Raw genomic sequence first — 14,452 nt, forward strand, 5'->3', positions numbered from 1 at the left:
TGGCAGTCTGCGGGGATGACAGAACGGGTGACGTCCGCGGACCTCTTGAAATCGGACTCGAAGTCGGACTCGAAGTCGGACCTCTGGGAGTCGATCGACCGGCTGCACGCGTGGCTGGGCGCGAACCGTGTGCACGACGGCGCCGACGAGCTGCTGCTGCGCGTGCTGAAGCTGTCGGAAGAGGTCGGCGAGGTCGCGCAGGCGGTGATCGGCGCGACGGGCCAGAACCCGCGCAAGGGGACGTCGCACAGCTGGGAGGACGTGCAGGCGGAGCTGTGCGATGTGGTGATCACCGCGCTGGTGGCGCTGCGCACCCTGACGCCTGAGGCGCGCGAGGTGTTCACGGCGCACCTGGAGGCGGTCAGGGCGCGCTCGCTGGGCTCCTCGTCCTGAGCGTCCTGAGATGCACCACGGACACCCGAAGGACTGAGGGTGTGTCAGGAATGACACGTCCTCGTACTGTATCCGCGTGACCACCCCGGCCCTGCGCCCCCAGTCCCTGCTGCTCAGCTTCCTCGGTGACGAGGTGCTGGGCCGGGGGGTGTGCGTGTACACGGGGAGCGTCATCGAGGTGTTCCGGCGCGCCGGGGTCGGCGAACAGGCCACCCGGTCCACCCTCACCCGCATGGTCGGCCGCGGCCTGCTGTCCCGCCGCCGCGAGGGCCGCCGCACGTACGTCGGCCTGACCGACCGCTCGGAGGCGATCCTGCGTGACGGGGAGCGGCGCATCTGGAAGACGGGCGCGGTCAACCGGGACTGGGACGGCACCTGGACCCTCCTCGGCTTCTCGCTCCCGGAGTCCTGGCAGCGCCAGCGGCACGATCTGCGGTCGCAGCTGACCTGGGCGGGATTCGGGGCGCTGTTCAGCGGGCTGTGGATCGCGCCCGGCGAGGTCGATGTCTCCGGCATCGTGGCCGAGCTGGGGCTCGCGGCGCACGTGAAGGTCTTCCGGGCCCGGGCGGACACCGGCACGGACATCGCCGGAATGATCGACGAGACCTGGGACCTGGAGGAACTGGCCGCCCGCTACCGGGAGTTCGAGGCGGCCTGGCGGCCGTTCGCGTCGGGCGGCACGGACATCACCGCGGAGGACGCCCTCGCGCTGCGGCTGCGGCTGACCTCCGAGTGGCTGCAGGTGATCCGCAGCGACCCCCGGCTGCCGGTGCAGCACCTGCCGACCGACTGGCCGGCGGTCGGCGCGGAGGAGACGTTCCGGGCGGTCCACGGCCTGCTGGACGCGCCGGCCAGGGACGCGGCGCGGCGACTGATCGAGACGGTTCCGGCGGAGTAGCGGGCCTGCGGGCTCGCGATCCCGGCCGCGGCGTCGCGAAGTGATGTTGTGCACTCCATTGACGCCCGCAAGAAATCAGCCCTACATTCCCTGACGTCCCGACGTTCAGTGCACTGAGCAATCGAGCCTTCGAGCCTTAAGTCCTCCAGTCTTCAAGCCTTCGAGCCCTCGAGCCCTCGAGCCCTCGAGCAATCGCACGGTCCCTGCCCCCGAGCCGCCAGACAGGAGCCGACGCATGCGCGCCGCCCGCACTCGTCCCCGCACCCGACTCCGCATCGCCCTCGCCGCCCTGGCCACAGTGGCGTCCGCGGCCCTGACCACGCTCCCCGCCCCGGCCGCCCAGGCGGACTCGGGGGCCGCCCACCTCACCGGCACCCTCGCCGACGGCGCCACCTGGATCGCGGACGTCCCCGCCCGCTGGAACGGCACCCTGCTCCTGTTCAGCCACGGCTTCGGCCCCACCGTTGCCAAGGACGCCCCCTCCGACGCCGCGCGCACCGAGCTGCTCGCCGAGGGCTATGCGATGGCCGGGTCGTCGTACGACCCCCACGGCTCGATGTGGGCCCTGAACAGCGCCGAACGCGACCAGTTCGCCACACTCGACGCGGTCACCGCGAAGATCGGCACACCGCGGCGCACGCTGTCCGTCGGCCAGTCCATGGGCGGGCTCGTCAACGCACAGATCGCCCGTGACGGCGTCGGCCGCGTCGACGGCGCGCTCGGGCTGTGCGGCCTGGTCGCGGGCGGTACCGACCTGGACAACTACCAGCTCGACGCCGAGTACACGATCGCCCGGCTGCTCCTGCCCGGACAGGACGTCGACCTGGTCCGCTTCGGGTCGGCCGCCGACGCGGCCGCCACCGCCAAGAAGCTCACCGACGCCGTCACCGCCGCCCAGGCCACCCCACAGGGCCGCGCCCGGATCGCGCTGGCCGCCGCCTTCCTCAACCTGCCCGCGTGGGCACCCGGCGAGACCGCCCCCGCGCCGACCGACTGGGCGGGGCAGGAGGAGCAGCAGTACGCGTGGTTCGCGCAAGGCATCCTCTCCTTCGTCGAGGGCGGCCGGTACGCGATCGAGCAGTCCACAGACGGCAACAACTCCTGGAACAAGGGCGTCGACTACACCCGCCTGCTCGCCGGTTCCGTACACGCCCCGCAGGTCCGCGCCCTGTACCAAGCGGCCGGCCTGGACCTGCGCGCCGACCTGAGGTCCCTGACGGCGGGCGCCGCGATCACCGCCGACGCCGCCGCCGTACGCGCCGCCCAGCGCACGTCCTCCGCCGGCCAGGGCCTCGGCGTGCCGCTGCTGGACGTGCACACCGTCGCCGACAACCTGGTCCCGGTCGAGCAGGAGCGACGGTTCGGCGACCGTGTGCGCGCAGCCGGTGACGGGGCGCTGCTGCGGCAGGCCTACGTCCAGCGGCAGGGCCACTGCACGTTCACCACCGCCGAGACGGTGGCCGCCCTGCACGCACTGGAACACCGCGTCACCACCGGCCACTGGGACGACGCGGCGACGCCGGGCGCGCTCCAGCGGTCGGCGACCGGGCTGGGCCTGGACGGGGCGGCCTACGTCCCGTACCGGCCGGCACGCCTGACGGTCGGCCGCGACCGCCCCTGATCCCCCCGCAGCCCTGACGTACGGCACCCGCCGCCCGGCCCTCGCGCCCCCGCACCACACACCCCTCCCACACACCCCTCCCACCCACCACATCCACCTCCTACTCCCCCCTGCATCACACCCACCACTGACGTTGGGACCCGCTCATGTCCGACACCTCCTCTCCTCCGGCCTCCGCATCGGCTCCCCCGCGTGCGTCGCTCCCGATCGGCACGCTCGTCGCCGGATGTCTCGCCGTCTGCCTGGCGCAGATCGGCCTCGCCATGCCGGCCACGCTCAACGGCCTTTTCCAGGAACACCTCCACCCCGTCGGCTCCCAGCTGACCTGGATCTCGGACGCGTTCCTGCTGCCCGTCGCCGTCCTCGAACTGTCCTTCGGCGTCCTCGGCGACCTCTTCGGCCGCAAACGGCTGCTGGTCGGCGGCGCCGCGCTGCTGTGCGCGGGTGAGGTCGTCGCCGCGAGCGCGTCCGGCATCCACCAGCTGTGGGTGGGCCAGGCGCTGGCCGGCCTGGGCGCCGCCGCCCTGTTCCCGACCTCGCTCGCCATGATCGCGGCCGGCACCCACACCGGCCCCCAGCGGGCCCGCGCCATCGCCGTATGGGCATCCAGCCTGTCAGCGGGCGGCTTCCTCGCCCCGCTGCTCGGTGGCATCACGGGGACGTACGGCTCGTGGCGCTCGGCGTTCGTGGTGGTCGCGGTACTGGCCGCGATCAGCGCGCTGGTGAGCCTGTGGCTGGCCACCGACTCCCGCGCACCGGAGGGCCGATCCCTGGACATCGGGGGCCAGATCACCATCGGCGTCGGCCTCTTCGCCCTGCTGTACGCCGTCATCCAGGGACCGACGGACGGCTGGGGCTCGACCCCGGTGGTCGCAGCCTTCGTGATCGCGGCGGTGTTCGTGGCCCTGTTCGTCTACGCCGAGAGCCGAGCCCGGTCGCCGTTGCTCCGTCTGGACCTGTTCCGCAACCGCTCCTTCGCGATCGCGTCGGTCGTCGCGGTCGTGGGCATGTTCAGCTTCCTGGGCACGGCGTACGCGGCGAGCATCCGGCTGGGCCCGATCCAGCACCAGAGCCCGATGCGGACGGCGTTCGCGTTCCTGCTGCTCAACGCCATCACCCCGGTCCTCACCCCGCTGACCTCGCGACTGCTGCACCGGCTGCCGGCCCGGGCGCTGCTCACCGCCGGCCTGGCGCTGATCGCGGCGGGCGACTTCCTGGCCGCCGGGCTGGACGTCGACGACCGGGCACTGGTCTCGCTGATCCTCCCGCTCGGGCTGGTCGGCATCGGCTTCGCCTTCACGGTGTCGTCGATCACCGCGACGGCCGTCAACACGGTCCCGGTGCCGCTCGCGGGCATGGCGAGCGCGGCCACCAACCTGCTGCGCGACTTCGGCTTCACGCTTGGCCCGGCCGTCATCGGCGCGGTCGCGCTGAGCCAGGCGGCGGCCCAGGTGACCTCATCCCTGGCGACCTCGTCCTCGCTGAGCGCGGAGTCGAAGGCGGCGGCACACGAGGTCCTGAAGGAGGGCGGCCCGCTCGCCCTCAACTCGGTGCCCCCGGCCTCCCCGCCGGGCGCGGCCCGCTCCTACGCCCTGGACGCCCTCGGCCACGGCTACTCGATCGGCTTCGTGGTGTGCGGTGCGGCGGCCCTGTTCTCGGCACTGCTGGTGGTGACGGCACTGCGGGGGCGTACGGCGGAGGAGACGGCGCCGGAGCCGGAGGGGGACGGGAAGGAGCGTGCGGTGCTCGCCGCGGGGTGAGGCGGGCGACGGACGTTGTCGCGAGGCCCTGGGGCTGCTTCGGCACTCTGGGGCTTCGCGTTCGCAGCGGAGCGACGCGGCGAAAGCCGATTGACCGCGTCCCAAGCGGGCACACGATGGACATGGTCGGCGACACGGACGACGACAGGTCGATGCGTCGGCAGGGTTCGAGCGGCCACCGGACGGTGCCGCACACCGCCGATGTACGGATCGAGGCGTGGGGAGTGAGCCGGGAGAGCTGCCTGGCGGAGGCGGCGACCGGCCTCGTGGACTGCTTCGCGGACCTCTCCACAGCACGTCCCACCGCCGTGGAGCGCGTAAGACTCGCCGAGAACGACGACGACGATCTTCTGGCCGCGCTCCTTGAGGAGGTCGTCTACCGGCTGGAGGTCCACGGCCAGGTACCCGTGGACGTGGAGGCCGAGTCCGACGACGACGGGCTCGAGGTGCGGCTGACGGTCACCGGGCTGTCGGACGTGGAGATCACTGGTGCCGTACCGAAGGGCGTGTCGTGGCACGGCCTGCACATGGGCCCGGACCCGTACGGCTGGTCGTGCACGGCGATCGTGGACGTGTGAGGCAGTCGTCGACCTGTGGTTCGGACGTCGTTGCATGTGGTCAGTGGATGCCCCGTTGCCCCAACAGACGAGCCTGTTCCCTCTTCAGATCGGCGAACCGCTGCCGTGCATACGCGGCGAGCTCCTCGCTGGGGAACGGCACCAACGAGAGATGTTGGTCGTAGCTGCCCTGTGTCCACCTGGCAGCTGTGATCTCGTAGCCCGAGACATGGGCACACAGTTGAAGCAAGATCGGCGGCATCTCCGGTTCCTTCAAGAGATCTGCGTGCCTGATGACGAGATCGCGCATGGCCTGGATGTTGGGGAGGAACACGGTCGTGACCCACAGCCGCCACTCGGCGAGTTCTTCCTCGGTGGGCGGAGTCTCATGTACGAACGGCGATCTGCCGTCAGGGCGGGCGTTGCGTTCCTTGAACGCGTGAAAGCTGCGGCTGTTGGCCTCCGTGAGGGCGAACAGAGGTCCGTAGAAGTCGCTGAGCTGGCGGTTGAGGCGTGCCAGACGCTCTTGGCGCTGTGACAGGCGAAGGCCGTTGAGATAGGTGGCGACATAGCCGACGAACGCCAGTCCGATGGTGACGACCAGTGCGATCATGAAGGGCGATGCTACGGAGCAGAGCGCCTCTTGGTCAGCCGGCGGTAGCAGATGAGGGTTGCTGCGATGCCGGCGAGGGCCGGAAATGCAACGACGTCGTACGGGGCTTGTGGGGGGCTGTGGGGTTCAGCCCTTGACCACACCGAGCGGCACCAGGCGGGGCTGTGGGGTTCAGCCCTTGACCACACCGAGCGGCACCAGGCGGGCGACGATGCGGCACAGCCCGGCGCTCTCACTGGCCGCCACCACCTCGCCGACGTCCTTGTACGCCTCCGGGGCCTCCTCGGTCAGGCCGCGCCAGGAGAGCGGACGGGCGGCGATACCGTCCCGCTCGAGCCTGGCCCGCAGCTCCCTGCCGGTGATCGAGCGGGCGGCCTGGTGACGGCTCATCCGGCGCCCCGCACCGTGGCAGGTGGAGAAGAACGCACCTCCGCCAGGCACACCCGCCAGGACGTACGAGGCCGTACCCATGGTCCCGGGGATCAACACGGGCTGCCCTTGCTCGCTCAGGTCCTCGGGAAGCTCGGGATGCCCGGGCGGGAACGCCCGAGTGGCGCCCTTCCGGTGCACGCACAGCCGACGCCGCTGCCCAGCCACCTCGTGTGTCTCCAGCTTGGCGAGGTTGTGCGACACGTCGTACACGAGGGACAACCGGACGTTAGCGGCGCGACGGAAGACCCGCCGGGCGGCTTCGGTGAGCAGCTGACGGTTGGCGCGCCCGTAGTTCGCAGCGGCGGCCATCGCCCCGAGGTACGCCTGCCCCTCCGGTGAGGTGACCGGGGTGCAGGCCAGCTGCCGATCGGGCACGGCGATGCCGTACCGCGCCATGGCCTGGTCCATCACCCGCACATGATCGGTACAAATCTGATGACCGAGCCCGCGCGACCCACAGTGGATCATCACGGTCACCTGACCGCGGGCGATCCCGAAGGCGCCGGCGGCCGCCTGGTCGTACACCTCGGCGACCTGCTGAACCTCAAGAAAGTGATTGGCCGACCCGAGGCTGCCCACCTGCCCAAGCCCGCGCTCACGGGCCCGTCCGCCAACCTGCCCGACATCAGCGTCACCGACCGCTCCGCGGTCCTCACACCGGACAAGATCCCGTTCCTCACCATGCCCCTGCTCGACGGCATAACGGGCGCCGCCCTCCAGGACGCGCTCCAGTTCCCCGGGGCCGCTGGGCTTCCACACGCCGCCAGGTCCCGCGCCACGCGGAATGGCCCGGTCGAGCCCGTCCATGACCGCGTCGAGGACGGGGCGGAGCGCGTCACGATCACAGTCCGCAGCCAGCAACCGCACACCACAGGAGATGTCGAATCCCACACCTCCCGGCGACACGACACCCCCGTCGTCGACGTCGGTCGCCGCGACACCGCCGATGGGAAAGCCGTAGCCCCAGTGAATGTCCGGCATGGCGTAAGAGGCGCCGACGATACCGGGCAGCGTGGCCACGTTGACGACCTGCCCCAGCGCCTGCTGGGCGTCGCTCAGCAGAGCCCGGGAGGCGAAGACGACACCCGGGACGCGCATGTCACCGTGTCGTTCGATGCGGAAGCGGTGGGGGGCTTCTTCGAGGAGTTCCATGGTGATCTCCTGCGGTGCGTACGGCGTGGCCCACCTCGGGGCGGCTGCCGGAGCGGCACCCGCTGCACTCCGAGTTCCGCGCGGGGGCGGGGTGACTCCCCCGGTCGGCAGTGTCGGTCATCTCCGTGGCCCAGGCCCTCAGGGCTCGCCTCAGCCGACTCTAGTCAGCGTAGTGATAGCGAGCCTTGAGGATCTTGACCTCTTTGTCATCGACTCGGTAGACGAGGCGGTGTTCGTCGTCAATGCGCCGCGACCAGTAGCCGGAGAGGTCTCCTTTGAGCGGCTCGGGCTTGCCGATGCCGTTGAACGGATCGCGTTGGATCTCGCCGATGAGACGAACGACGCGGCGCACCATCTTTCGGTCGGTCTCCAGCCAGTACTGGAAGTCGTCCCAGGCGCCTGGGTCGAAGTTGACGTCCCTCACTCCTCACCAGCCAGCTCTTGGAGGTCGTCAAGGCTTTTGGTGATTCCTGTCTGGCCCGCACGGTCGCGGGCGACAGCCTCCATGAGACGGCGTGCGTTGGCCGGCGATCGCAGCAGGTAGATGGTCTCCTGCCAGGCGTCGTAGTCCTCGGCAGACATGAGTATGGCGTCGCCATGCTTGGAGTGGATACGTACGGGCGCGTGGTCGTCGTTGACCTTCTTGATCAGGGGAAAGAGCTCCTTGCGCGCCTCGCTGGCAGTGAAGGCCATGGCACCCTTCCTCTCTTAGACTGGTACGGAAAATCGTACCTGACTGGTACGGAAGTACGTACTGCTTTCACCGGGACTGGCAGCGCGAAGCGCGAACCGGCCCGCATCCGGACAGCGCAGGCCTACGCTGGGGCAACGCCCCGCACACGCCCTCCGGGAAGACCGCTTGGGCAGGTCTCCACTTTCCTGACGGCGAACGCGCCCGTCCAGTATCTGCAGGTGCAGGCACCGCTCAGCGGCCCTAGGACGGGGTCTGGACTATCTGTGGACAGGGTCGTGAGGTGTCTGCCCTACGAACAGGAAGGCCCCTGGACTTGTCCAGGGGCCTGAGACCGGTAGCGTCTGCCGCATACAGGCTGTTGAGCAAGGTGATCTCTGCGCCTCAGCCCGTCGCCGTCCGTTGCTTTGACGAGGCTCGGCGGTGTGTCGCACGGTCCAAATGGACTACCACGGTGGTGTAAAAGCGCTGCACCGCGTCATCGACGCTGCGGATGAAGCCGGACTCGGCGTTGCCGCGGCTACTCCCCATGCCCTTGAGCAAAGACAGGCGGAAGCCGGTGATGCGCGTGCCGCTGTCTTTCGGAAGCAGGTCCGCCGGCTCGGGACGGAGCCGTTCCAGCGTGCCCCGGGGGCCACCTGTCTCTCCCTCGACGAGGGTCTCGATGTGGAGGTCTGCCGGCGCCTCGGCCAAGGATCGGATGAGCCGTTTCGCCCACGCCAAGGGATACCCCTGCTCGGGTGCCGGTATCTCGATAGACGTGCGCAGTTTGCCTGTACGGAGATCCGCGCTGACCGCAAGGACACCAGGCGTTCCCTCGATGCGCAGCTCCGCCTGCAGCTTTCCTTCGCGGCACAGCTGATCGGCGAGACGGCTACGACGCGCTCCCGGATCCGTTCCCCGCTTGGCACGCTGGACCGGCAGTACTTTCTGCCCCAGCTCCCCACCCAGCCCGAGACAAACCTGGCGGATCAACCGCTCCCAACTCTCGACGACCTCCAGTGCGCGCGGATCTCCTTGGCACAGGGTTTCGTCGTCGATTCCGTTGCGCACGGGTACCCAGGCCGGGCCCATGTTCTGAAAACCATGGCAGCCGGAGTTGTCGTGCTGCAAGTAGTGCAGCAGTTCCTGGAGGAGCCAGGCATGCGCCCCACTGCCGACGCCCTCGTGCCGGATCAACATCTGCGCCTGATGCGCGACTTCGGCCCACGAAAGGTGCCAGAGCGCCACCTTGTGCTTGCGCCGTCCGTCGATTTTGACATCGACGAGTGGGCTGCCCTCGAGCGCCACGTCATTCGACAGAGTGATCACGGCCTCGTATCCACGGCGCGCAGCGATGTCCATGTACGCCTGCACCTGATCGGACTTGAGGGCGTTGCCGTTGGTCTTCGTCTCGACCAGCGCTGTCCACAGCTTTCCGGCCCGCTCGACGCGAATCACCCCGTCGGGGCGTCGCGGTGTGTCGCCGTGCGGCAGGGTGACCTCGGTGAAGGTCTCCATACGGCCTGCCGGCGCTCCGAAAGCAGCGGTGAGTCTCCTGCCAAGTTCGGGCACCTGTGCCATCACTGACAGCAGCACCGAAGTGGCCCTCATTTCACGATCCCGGTCGCTCTTGAGCGCCGACACCGGAAAGAGCCTGGCCTCCCTCCACGACTCGTTCTCCGCCAGGCTCCTTTTGGCCGCCTTGGGCAGGGTGACCTTCTTCTTCGCGGTACGCGGTCGGGCAACCGTCTTCGGTGGCTCGCCACCGTCGTCGGGCCGTCGAGGAGTCGGAACCGCCCCCAGCGTTCCTTGTGGGTTCGTCTCGTCGACCGAGGCCGGTACCGTCACGTCCATCTGATCGTCGACCGCCGCGTTGTACTCCGCTTCTACTGCGGCCGCGTCGTCCTCGATGTCGACACCGAAGTCCGTTGCCAGGCCGGCGAGACCGGCGTCGTAGCCCTGGCCGACAGCGCGGAACTTCCACCCTTCTCCGCGCCGATACAGCTCACCGAAGATGATCGCACTTACCGAGTCCACGTCGTCGATGGCAAAGCCAAGGAGGTCCTCACCGGCTCCGTCGGCCAACGACAGCCGGACATCCTGAAGTTCCCCGAAGCGCGCTCCGTCGTAGCGGCTAGCAGCGACGACTATCCGGTCGATGTCAGCCGGGACCGCAGTCAAGTCGAAGCTGATCCGGTCCTCGTTCCCGTCGGCCGTCGGCGTCTTGCCCAGAAGCTGCACACTTCCGTCGGCGGCAACCGGGTTGTTGTAGAAGTAGAAGTCGGTGTCGCTGCGAACCTTGCCGTCGGCGTTCAGCAACAGGACGGAGACGTCCGCGTCGCCCTCTCCGGTCGGGCTCCCCCAGCCCAGACTGACGATCACCGAGCCAACGTTCCCGCTCAGGGCTGCCAGCGCCACGTTCGAGCCCTTGATCATTTCATGCACAATGCCCCCCCACCCAATGCAAGCCAGGCACGAAGCCATTCCGTCCCAGCCGCCTGACACACGACACAATGTGACGCGTCACACACGGGTAACTGTAGTACCCACGAAGCTGAAGTTGGGGCGCTACCCCCTGGTCAGCCGGAGCAACGGCTTGAACCGCCCAAGTCCGGGAAGCCAGGGCTGGCGCCCGCATGGGATCAGCCGGTGATCACGGTATGGCTGCCTCCTTGTGTGGGCGCTGCATATCCCGCTCACCCCCTCGGGGCCGATAAGGGCTTCCGACAAGACCAGGCAACCGGCTCGGGGGGTGTGGTGACCGGCCCGTGCGCCATAGGCGTGTAGGTCACTCATCGTCATCCGCGTCGTCGAGGTCGAAGTCAAAGGCCAGCTGGCCTGACAGAGTGTCGTCCGGCGCGGCCTCAGCCTGGGGCTCCGTCGGGTCCACGGCCTCCTCGATCTCGTGAGGCAGAGCGTAATCGTCCGCGAGTCGCGCAAGATGGAGGATCAAGGGCAGAGCCAACCCCTCGCGACCAGCACGGTAGTCCTCGCTGAAACGCTGCTGGTGGACGAATGCGGCCCATGCCTCCGCGTCGTCACCGGGCTGAAGGCACGCGACGGTCAGTTCCAGGAGGTGCGGGTTCCAGGCGTTCGCCGTCGGCCGGTAGGCGTTGTTGCCCGAGGCGTTGGTGTGCGGAGTCAGTTTGGCGTCGTCGTTGGTGAGGTTCGGCTGCGAGCCGGACTTGCCGGTCGTGCTGTAGAAGACGCGGTCCGAGTCGCCCGGCACCCCGGGCCGCCACAACCCCATCGCGATGCCCCCGCGCTGCTGCCCCTCCAGCGCGGGGGAGAGTTCCTCCGCCTCGGCCCAGCACTGTGCCGTCTCGTCGCGGCTGCCGTCGGCGATCCGGACAACACGAAGCCGCTTGCCGTACAGACCGATCCGCTGAACGGGGCCTCCGTCGAGGCCGAGCCTGTCCCGTTCCAGACCGTCGTTCCTCAGCCACGGCCAGCGCTTCCGGACGTCCTGAGCGTGGGCCAGAACGAGCGTCGGAGTGCTGCGCAGCTGCGCGAGAGTCTTCTTGACGAAGGCCGCCACGAGGCCCGACTGCTCCGCATTGTTCCTCCTGCCTTCGACCCGTCCCGTCAAGGACTTGAGGAGTTCGGGGTACGGCACCCATTCGCGCATGTCGGCCGACTTGCCCAGCACGCACTTCGCGCCCGGCCGGATGAGCACCGCGATCGGAGTGAACTGCTGCTTGCCTGTGGTCCCGTCAAGGCGGCGTTCCACAAGGTGGAAGGCCACCTGGTTCAGGTTCGCGGGGATGCGCGTGTCGCCGAGCGTGTGCTGAGGCACCAGCCGCATACCAGTTTGGCGCAGGCCGTCAGACCAGGCCGCGGCGGCACGCAGACTTGCATCGGCGAGAGCCTCCTCCGTCTCCGCATCCGGGTCCGGTGGACGGATGAACTGGGTCACCAGGCCTGCGTCCGCGCAGCCGAGGCGGATCGCGTGCTTGGGGTCGCTCCGTCGCTTGGCATGACGGAAAGCGTCCTGCCTGTCGAGCTCAGCGTGGTGCCGTTCTTCCACTCCAGCATGGCGACCGCGAAACGCTGCGGCTGCGGGCCGTCGTGGACGAGGGAGTCCTCCGGGAGCAGATACGCGGACACGCCCTTGCCGTACGGCATGTAGACCTTGCCGGTGACGAACCGGCGCACGCCGGCGGCCACGTGGACGCGCGGGACGGGTGAAAAGGGAACGGTGCGCACGGTGATGCGGAGGGTCGCCGCGTAGTAGGCCGGCTTGCCGTCGCCGCCACCGCGCCGCCTGGGTACGTACTCGATCACGTTCGACATCAGCTCGGCGCCCCCGCTTCCCTGCGCCTGGCCCCCGTGCAGCCGGCGACCTGCCGGAACGACAGCTGCTGTTCGTACGGTTCCTGGCGTGCGATCCGTTCGGCGAGGACGTCGGGAAGCAACCGGTACACGTGGGGCGCAGGCAGAGCGGTCCCTCCGGGCGACACCTTCTGCTCGAGGAGATCGACCCTTCCGGGCCGCCAGCTGAGAGCTGCGGTGTCGAGGTCACGGAAGCAGTTCATCAGCAGGGCCGTGGTCTCGGGATCGTCGGCATCGCGCGGGAGGGGGCAGCGGCCGAGAGGACCGCCTGCAGGTCCAGAGGGTCCTGCTCGGTGACAGGCGTCCAGTCGATGTGGAACTGCTCCAGCTTCACCTTCAGGGCCGGGTTGAGCCGCGGCTCCTCGTCGTCGCTGGACCTTAGGCGGGTGCGACCGTTCTTCGCTCGCTCGATGACGACAGGCACCAGGACCAGCGGAGCGTCGATTCCCATCTCCGCTCCGTCCTCACGCCAACGAAGCATGCCGACACCGAGATTGAGGGTCCACAGGCCGTAGGCCGTGGGCCAGGCGGACCTGGTTGCGGTTGCCGTTGCGGAGGTGGGCTCGGATGTTGGAGCCCTTGATCTCGGCACGGATGACTTCGCTCAGTTTGGCGGCGGTCCGTAGCGTAGGCCGGAACTGCTTCTTCAGGACTAGGAAGTCCCAGGTGAGGGCCCGCAGTTCGGACTCCTCGACGACGATGCCGCCGATCACCATGACGGGCGGTGCTTCCGGTGTGGAGGGGCCCACCGTCTGGCCGTCGCCGGACTCATCGACGTAGCACAGGTACAAGCTCTCCTCCGCCGGAAACAACTATGGCCGCCCCAGAATCCTGAAGGGCAGCCATAGGGGTTGCTGCGCTGGGCGCAGCCTTGTTTTGATGCTGCGCCCAGCCTACGACGCCCTCACGCACGCGCGCACTACGGACGGTTACACGGTGGCGGCGATCCGCCGACCGCTCTCGACCAGTTCCCGTAGCTTGGCCCGGGTCTCGGCGTCGGTCGAGTACAGGACCGTGCCTTTCATGCCTCGGGTGAGAAGGACCTTGTAGGTGTTGCGCACGAGGCGGTTCACGACCTCGTCGCTGACGGACTTGCGGCGCAGGTCCGGGTCGCGGGAAGCCGCTCGGGCGACCAGCCAGCCGTTCTCACGCCAGACCAGGTCGGGGCCGATTATGACGCCGTTCCGGTCGTACTCGAAGCCCTGCGCCGTGTACACGCAGCCGACCTGTTCGAAGCCGGCCGGGTCGGTGGCCCACAGCGCGGCCGGAGGCGCACCGGAGACGGAGCGGTCCCCGCGTAGGTTCCAGGGCTTCTTCCAGTTGCCGATGACGACGTCGAGATGTAGCGGCTCACCGTCCCTGGGTTCTTCCTTCGCCCAAGGCCAGCAGTATCCGGCCGTCATGCGTGCACGGTCGCCACCGGCTTGGCGTGCGCGCAGGAACGCCTCGAGTTCCTCTGGGGATTCGGCCACTCGCAGGTCCATCAACCCGTCCGGCTCCCAGACGACCGGGCCGCCGTCCTCGAATCCCAGGAGGCGGTGCGTCCAGTGCACGTATGCCTCACTGCCGCCGCACCGGAACTGCGCGTCCAGTTCGATCAGCTGCCAATCCAGCTTCCGTCGCTCGGCGGCCTCGATGATCTGCGGGACGGTGCCCAGCTCGCCCGGCCGCACCACCTGGTGCTCGTCCAGCAGGAACACCGGAACGCGGGCCGCGTCGATGAGTTCCTCCACCTGCGGCTTGCCCGTGCGCAGGCGTGCCGGGGTCCACCGTTGGTTGGACGTCTCCCGGATGCGGTGCGCCTCGTCGCACAGCAGCACCTCGAGGCCGTTCCTTTCGGCATCCATGAAGTCGTTGAAGTACTTGAACAGCTTCTTCACCGCCGGCTTCCGCGCTCCCGCGACCTGCCGCATGGTGAGGGTGAAGGAGCGCGATCCTGTGGCATGCAGGGCGGTGTGGCCGTTGCATCCTGCGGCTGGTCCTGCTCACCGAGCCGCGCAAAGAGCCGGTACCGACGCTAC

General features: G+C 68.9%; 15 protein-coding genes and 1 pseudogene. 5 read left to right on the forward strand and 11 right to left on the reverse strand.

Annotated features, from left to right (window positions below; genetic code table 11):
- Positions 1 to 15: 15 nt before the first annotated feature.
- From ACIRC0_RS14510 to ACIRC0_RS14530, 5 genes are all read left to right on the forward strand, one after another.
- The gene (locus tag ACIRC0_RS14510) at positions 16 to 393 is read left to right on the forward strand and encodes a MazG-like family protein (protein ID WP_403615810.1); all 378 of its coding nucleotides are present in this window, start codon (positions 16 to 18) and stop codon (positions 391 to 393) included.
- Positions 394 to 463: 70 nt separating this feature from the next.
- Positions 464 to 1,291: a PaaX family transcriptional regulator C-terminal domain-containing protein gene (locus ACIRC0_RS14515; RefSeq protein WP_403616495.1), complete on the forward strand. Its 828-nt coding sequence runs from the start codon at positions 464 to 466 to the stop codon at positions 1,289 to 1,291.
- Between the two features lie 235 nt (positions 1,292 to 1,526).
- Positions 1,527 to 2,912: an alpha/beta hydrolase gene (locus tag ACIRC0_RS14520; RefSeq protein ID WP_403615812.1), complete on the forward strand. Its 1,386-nt coding sequence runs from the start codon at positions 1,527 to 1,529 to the stop codon at positions 2,910 to 2,912.
- 146 nt (positions 2,913 to 3,058) lie between these two features.
- Positions 3,059 to 4,672 (forward strand): MFS transporter, encoded by a 1,614-nt coding sequence (locus tag ACIRC0_RS14525; RefSeq protein WP_403615814.1) that lies wholly within the window; start codon positions 3,059 to 3,061, stop codon positions 4,670 to 4,672.
- A 122-nt stretch (positions 4,673 to 4,794) separates the two neighbouring features.
- Entirely contained in the window at positions 4,795 to 5,250 is a 456-nt protein-coding gene (locus ACIRC0_RS14530; RefSeq protein WP_200417762.1) for an archease, read from the forward strand.
- 40 nt (positions 5,251 to 5,290) lie between these two features.
- Here ACIRC0_RS14530 and ACIRC0_RS14535 read toward each other — a convergent pair whose 3' ends face one another.
- The 11 genes and pseudogenes from ACIRC0_RS14535 to ACIRC0_RS14585 all read right to left on the reverse strand — a co-directional run.
- Positions 5,291 to 5,842: a hypothetical protein gene (locus tag ACIRC0_RS14535; protein ID WP_403615818.1), complete on the reverse strand. Its 552-nt coding sequence runs from the start codon at positions 5,840 to 5,842 to the stop codon at positions 5,291 to 5,293.
- A 171-nt stretch (positions 5,843 to 6,013) separates the two neighbouring features.
- The gene (locus ACIRC0_RS14540; protein WP_403615820.1) at positions 6,014 to 7,426 is read right to left on the reverse strand and encodes an RtcB family protein; all 1,413 of its coding nucleotides are present in this window, start codon (positions 7,424 to 7,426) and stop codon (positions 6,014 to 6,016) included.
- A gap of 160 nt (positions 7,427 to 7,586) precedes the next feature.
- Positions 7,587 to 7,850 carry a Txe/YoeB family addiction module toxin gene (locus ACIRC0_RS14545; protein WP_403615822.1) on the reverse strand — a complete coding sequence of 88 codons (264 nt, stop codon included), beginning with the start codon at positions 7,848 to 7,850 and terminating at the stop codon, positions 7,587 to 7,589.
- Entirely contained in the window at positions 7,847 to 8,119 is a 273-nt protein-coding gene (locus tag ACIRC0_RS14550; RefSeq protein WP_263229610.1) for a type II toxin-antitoxin system Phd/YefM family antitoxin, read from the reverse strand. The genes ACIRC0_RS14545 and ACIRC0_RS14550 overlap by 4 nt, the downstream gene beginning before the upstream one ends.
- Positions 8,120 to 8,501: 382 nt before the next feature.
- Positions 8,502 to 10,535 (reverse strand): TerD family protein, encoded by a 2,034-nt coding sequence (locus ACIRC0_RS14555; protein ID WP_403615824.1) that lies wholly within the window; start codon positions 10,533 to 10,535, stop codon positions 8,502 to 8,504.
- A 352-nt stretch (positions 10,536 to 10,887) separates the two neighbouring features.
- Entirely contained in the window at positions 10,888 to 12,126 is a 1,239-nt protein-coding gene (locus ACIRC0_RS14560; RefSeq protein WP_403615826.1) for an RNaseH domain-containing protein, read from the reverse strand.
- The gene (locus ACIRC0_RS14565; RefSeq protein ID WP_403615829.1) at positions 12,012 to 12,392 is read right to left on the reverse strand and encodes a pPIWI_RE module domain-containing protein; all 381 of its coding nucleotides are present in this window, start codon (positions 12,390 to 12,392) and stop codon (positions 12,012 to 12,014) included. The genes ACIRC0_RS14560 and ACIRC0_RS14565 overlap by 115 nt, the downstream gene beginning before the upstream one ends.
- Positions 12,392 to 12,634: a pPIWI_RE module domain-containing protein gene (locus ACIRC0_RS14570; protein ID WP_403615831.1), complete on the reverse strand. Its 243-nt coding sequence runs from the start codon at positions 12,632 to 12,634 to the stop codon at positions 12,392 to 12,394. The genes ACIRC0_RS14565 and ACIRC0_RS14570 overlap by 1 nt, the downstream gene beginning before the upstream one ends.
- The gene (locus ACIRC0_RS14575) at positions 12,634 to 12,912 is read right to left on the reverse strand and encodes a DUF4011 domain-containing protein (RefSeq protein WP_403615834.1); all 279 of its coding nucleotides are present in this window, start codon (positions 12,910 to 12,912) and stop codon (positions 12,634 to 12,636) included. Before ACIRC0_RS14575 ends, ACIRC0_RS14570 begins: the two co-directional genes overlap by 1 nt.
- Positions 12,896 to 13,222 (reverse strand): DUF3800 domain-containing protein, encoded by a 327-nt coding sequence (locus tag ACIRC0_RS14580; protein WP_403615837.1) that lies wholly within the window; start codon positions 13,220 to 13,222, stop codon positions 12,896 to 12,898. Before ACIRC0_RS14580 ends, ACIRC0_RS14575 begins: the two co-directional genes overlap by 17 nt.
- Positions 13,223 to 13,360: 138 nt before the next feature.
- Positions 13,361 to 14,392, reverse strand: a pseudogene (locus ACIRC0_RS14585) (DNA/RNA helicase domain-containing protein); the annotation flags it as partial.
- Positions 14,393 to 14,452 lie beyond the last annotated feature (60 nt).

This window comes from Streptomyces sp. NPDC093984 (genome assembly GCF_044764595.1).
In the GTDB taxonomy this organism is placed as follows: domain Bacteria; phylum Actinomycetota; class Actinomycetes; order Streptomycetales; family Streptomycetaceae; genus Streptomyces; species Streptomyces cynarae.

Bases quoted from the DNA above. Each gene is read 5' to 3' on its own strand.
- ACIRC0_RS14570 (WP_403615831.1), bottom strand. From the start codon at position 12,634: ATGAACTGCTTCCGTGACCTCGACACCGCAGCTCTCAGCTGGCGGCCC.
- ACIRC0_RS14510 (WP_403615810.1), top strand. From the start codon at position 16: ATGACAGAACGGGTGACGTCCGCGGACCTCTTGAAATCGGACTCGAAG.
- ACIRC0_RS14535 (WP_403615818.1), bottom strand. From the start codon at position 5,842: ATGATCGCACTGGTCGTCACCATCGGACTGGCGTTCGTCGGCTATGTC.
- ACIRC0_RS14565 (WP_403615829.1), bottom strand. From the start codon at position 12,392: ATGTCGAACGTGATCGAGTACGTACCCAGGCGGCGCGGTGGCGGCGAC.
- ACIRC0_RS14525 (WP_403615814.1), top strand. From the start codon at position 3,059: ATGTCCGACACCTCCTCTCCTCCGGCCTCCGCATCGGCTCCCCCGCGT.
- ACIRC0_RS14540 (WP_403615820.1), bottom strand. From the start codon at position 7,426: ATGGAACTCCTCGAAGAAGCCCCCCACCGCTTCCGCATCGAACGACAC.
- ACIRC0_RS14555 (WP_403615824.1), bottom strand. From the start codon at position 10,535: ATGATCAAGGGCTCGAACGTGGCGCTGGCAGCCCTGAGCGGGAACGTT.
- ACIRC0_RS14575 (WP_403615834.1), bottom strand. From the start codon at position 12,912: ATGCTTCGTTGGCGTGAGGACGGAGCGGAGATGGGAATCGACGCTCCG.
- ACIRC0_RS14530 (WP_200417762.1), top strand. From the start codon at position 4,795: ATGGTCGGCGACACGGACGACGACAGGTCGATGCGTCGGCAGGGTTCG.
- ACIRC0_RS14550 (WP_263229610.1), bottom strand. From the start codon at position 8,119: ATGGCCTTCACTGCCAGCGAGGCGCGCAAGGAGCTCTTTCCCCTGATC.
- ACIRC0_RS14520 (WP_403615812.1), top strand. From the start codon at position 1,527: ATGCGCGCCGCCCGCACTCGTCCCCGCACCCGACTCCGCATCGCCCTC.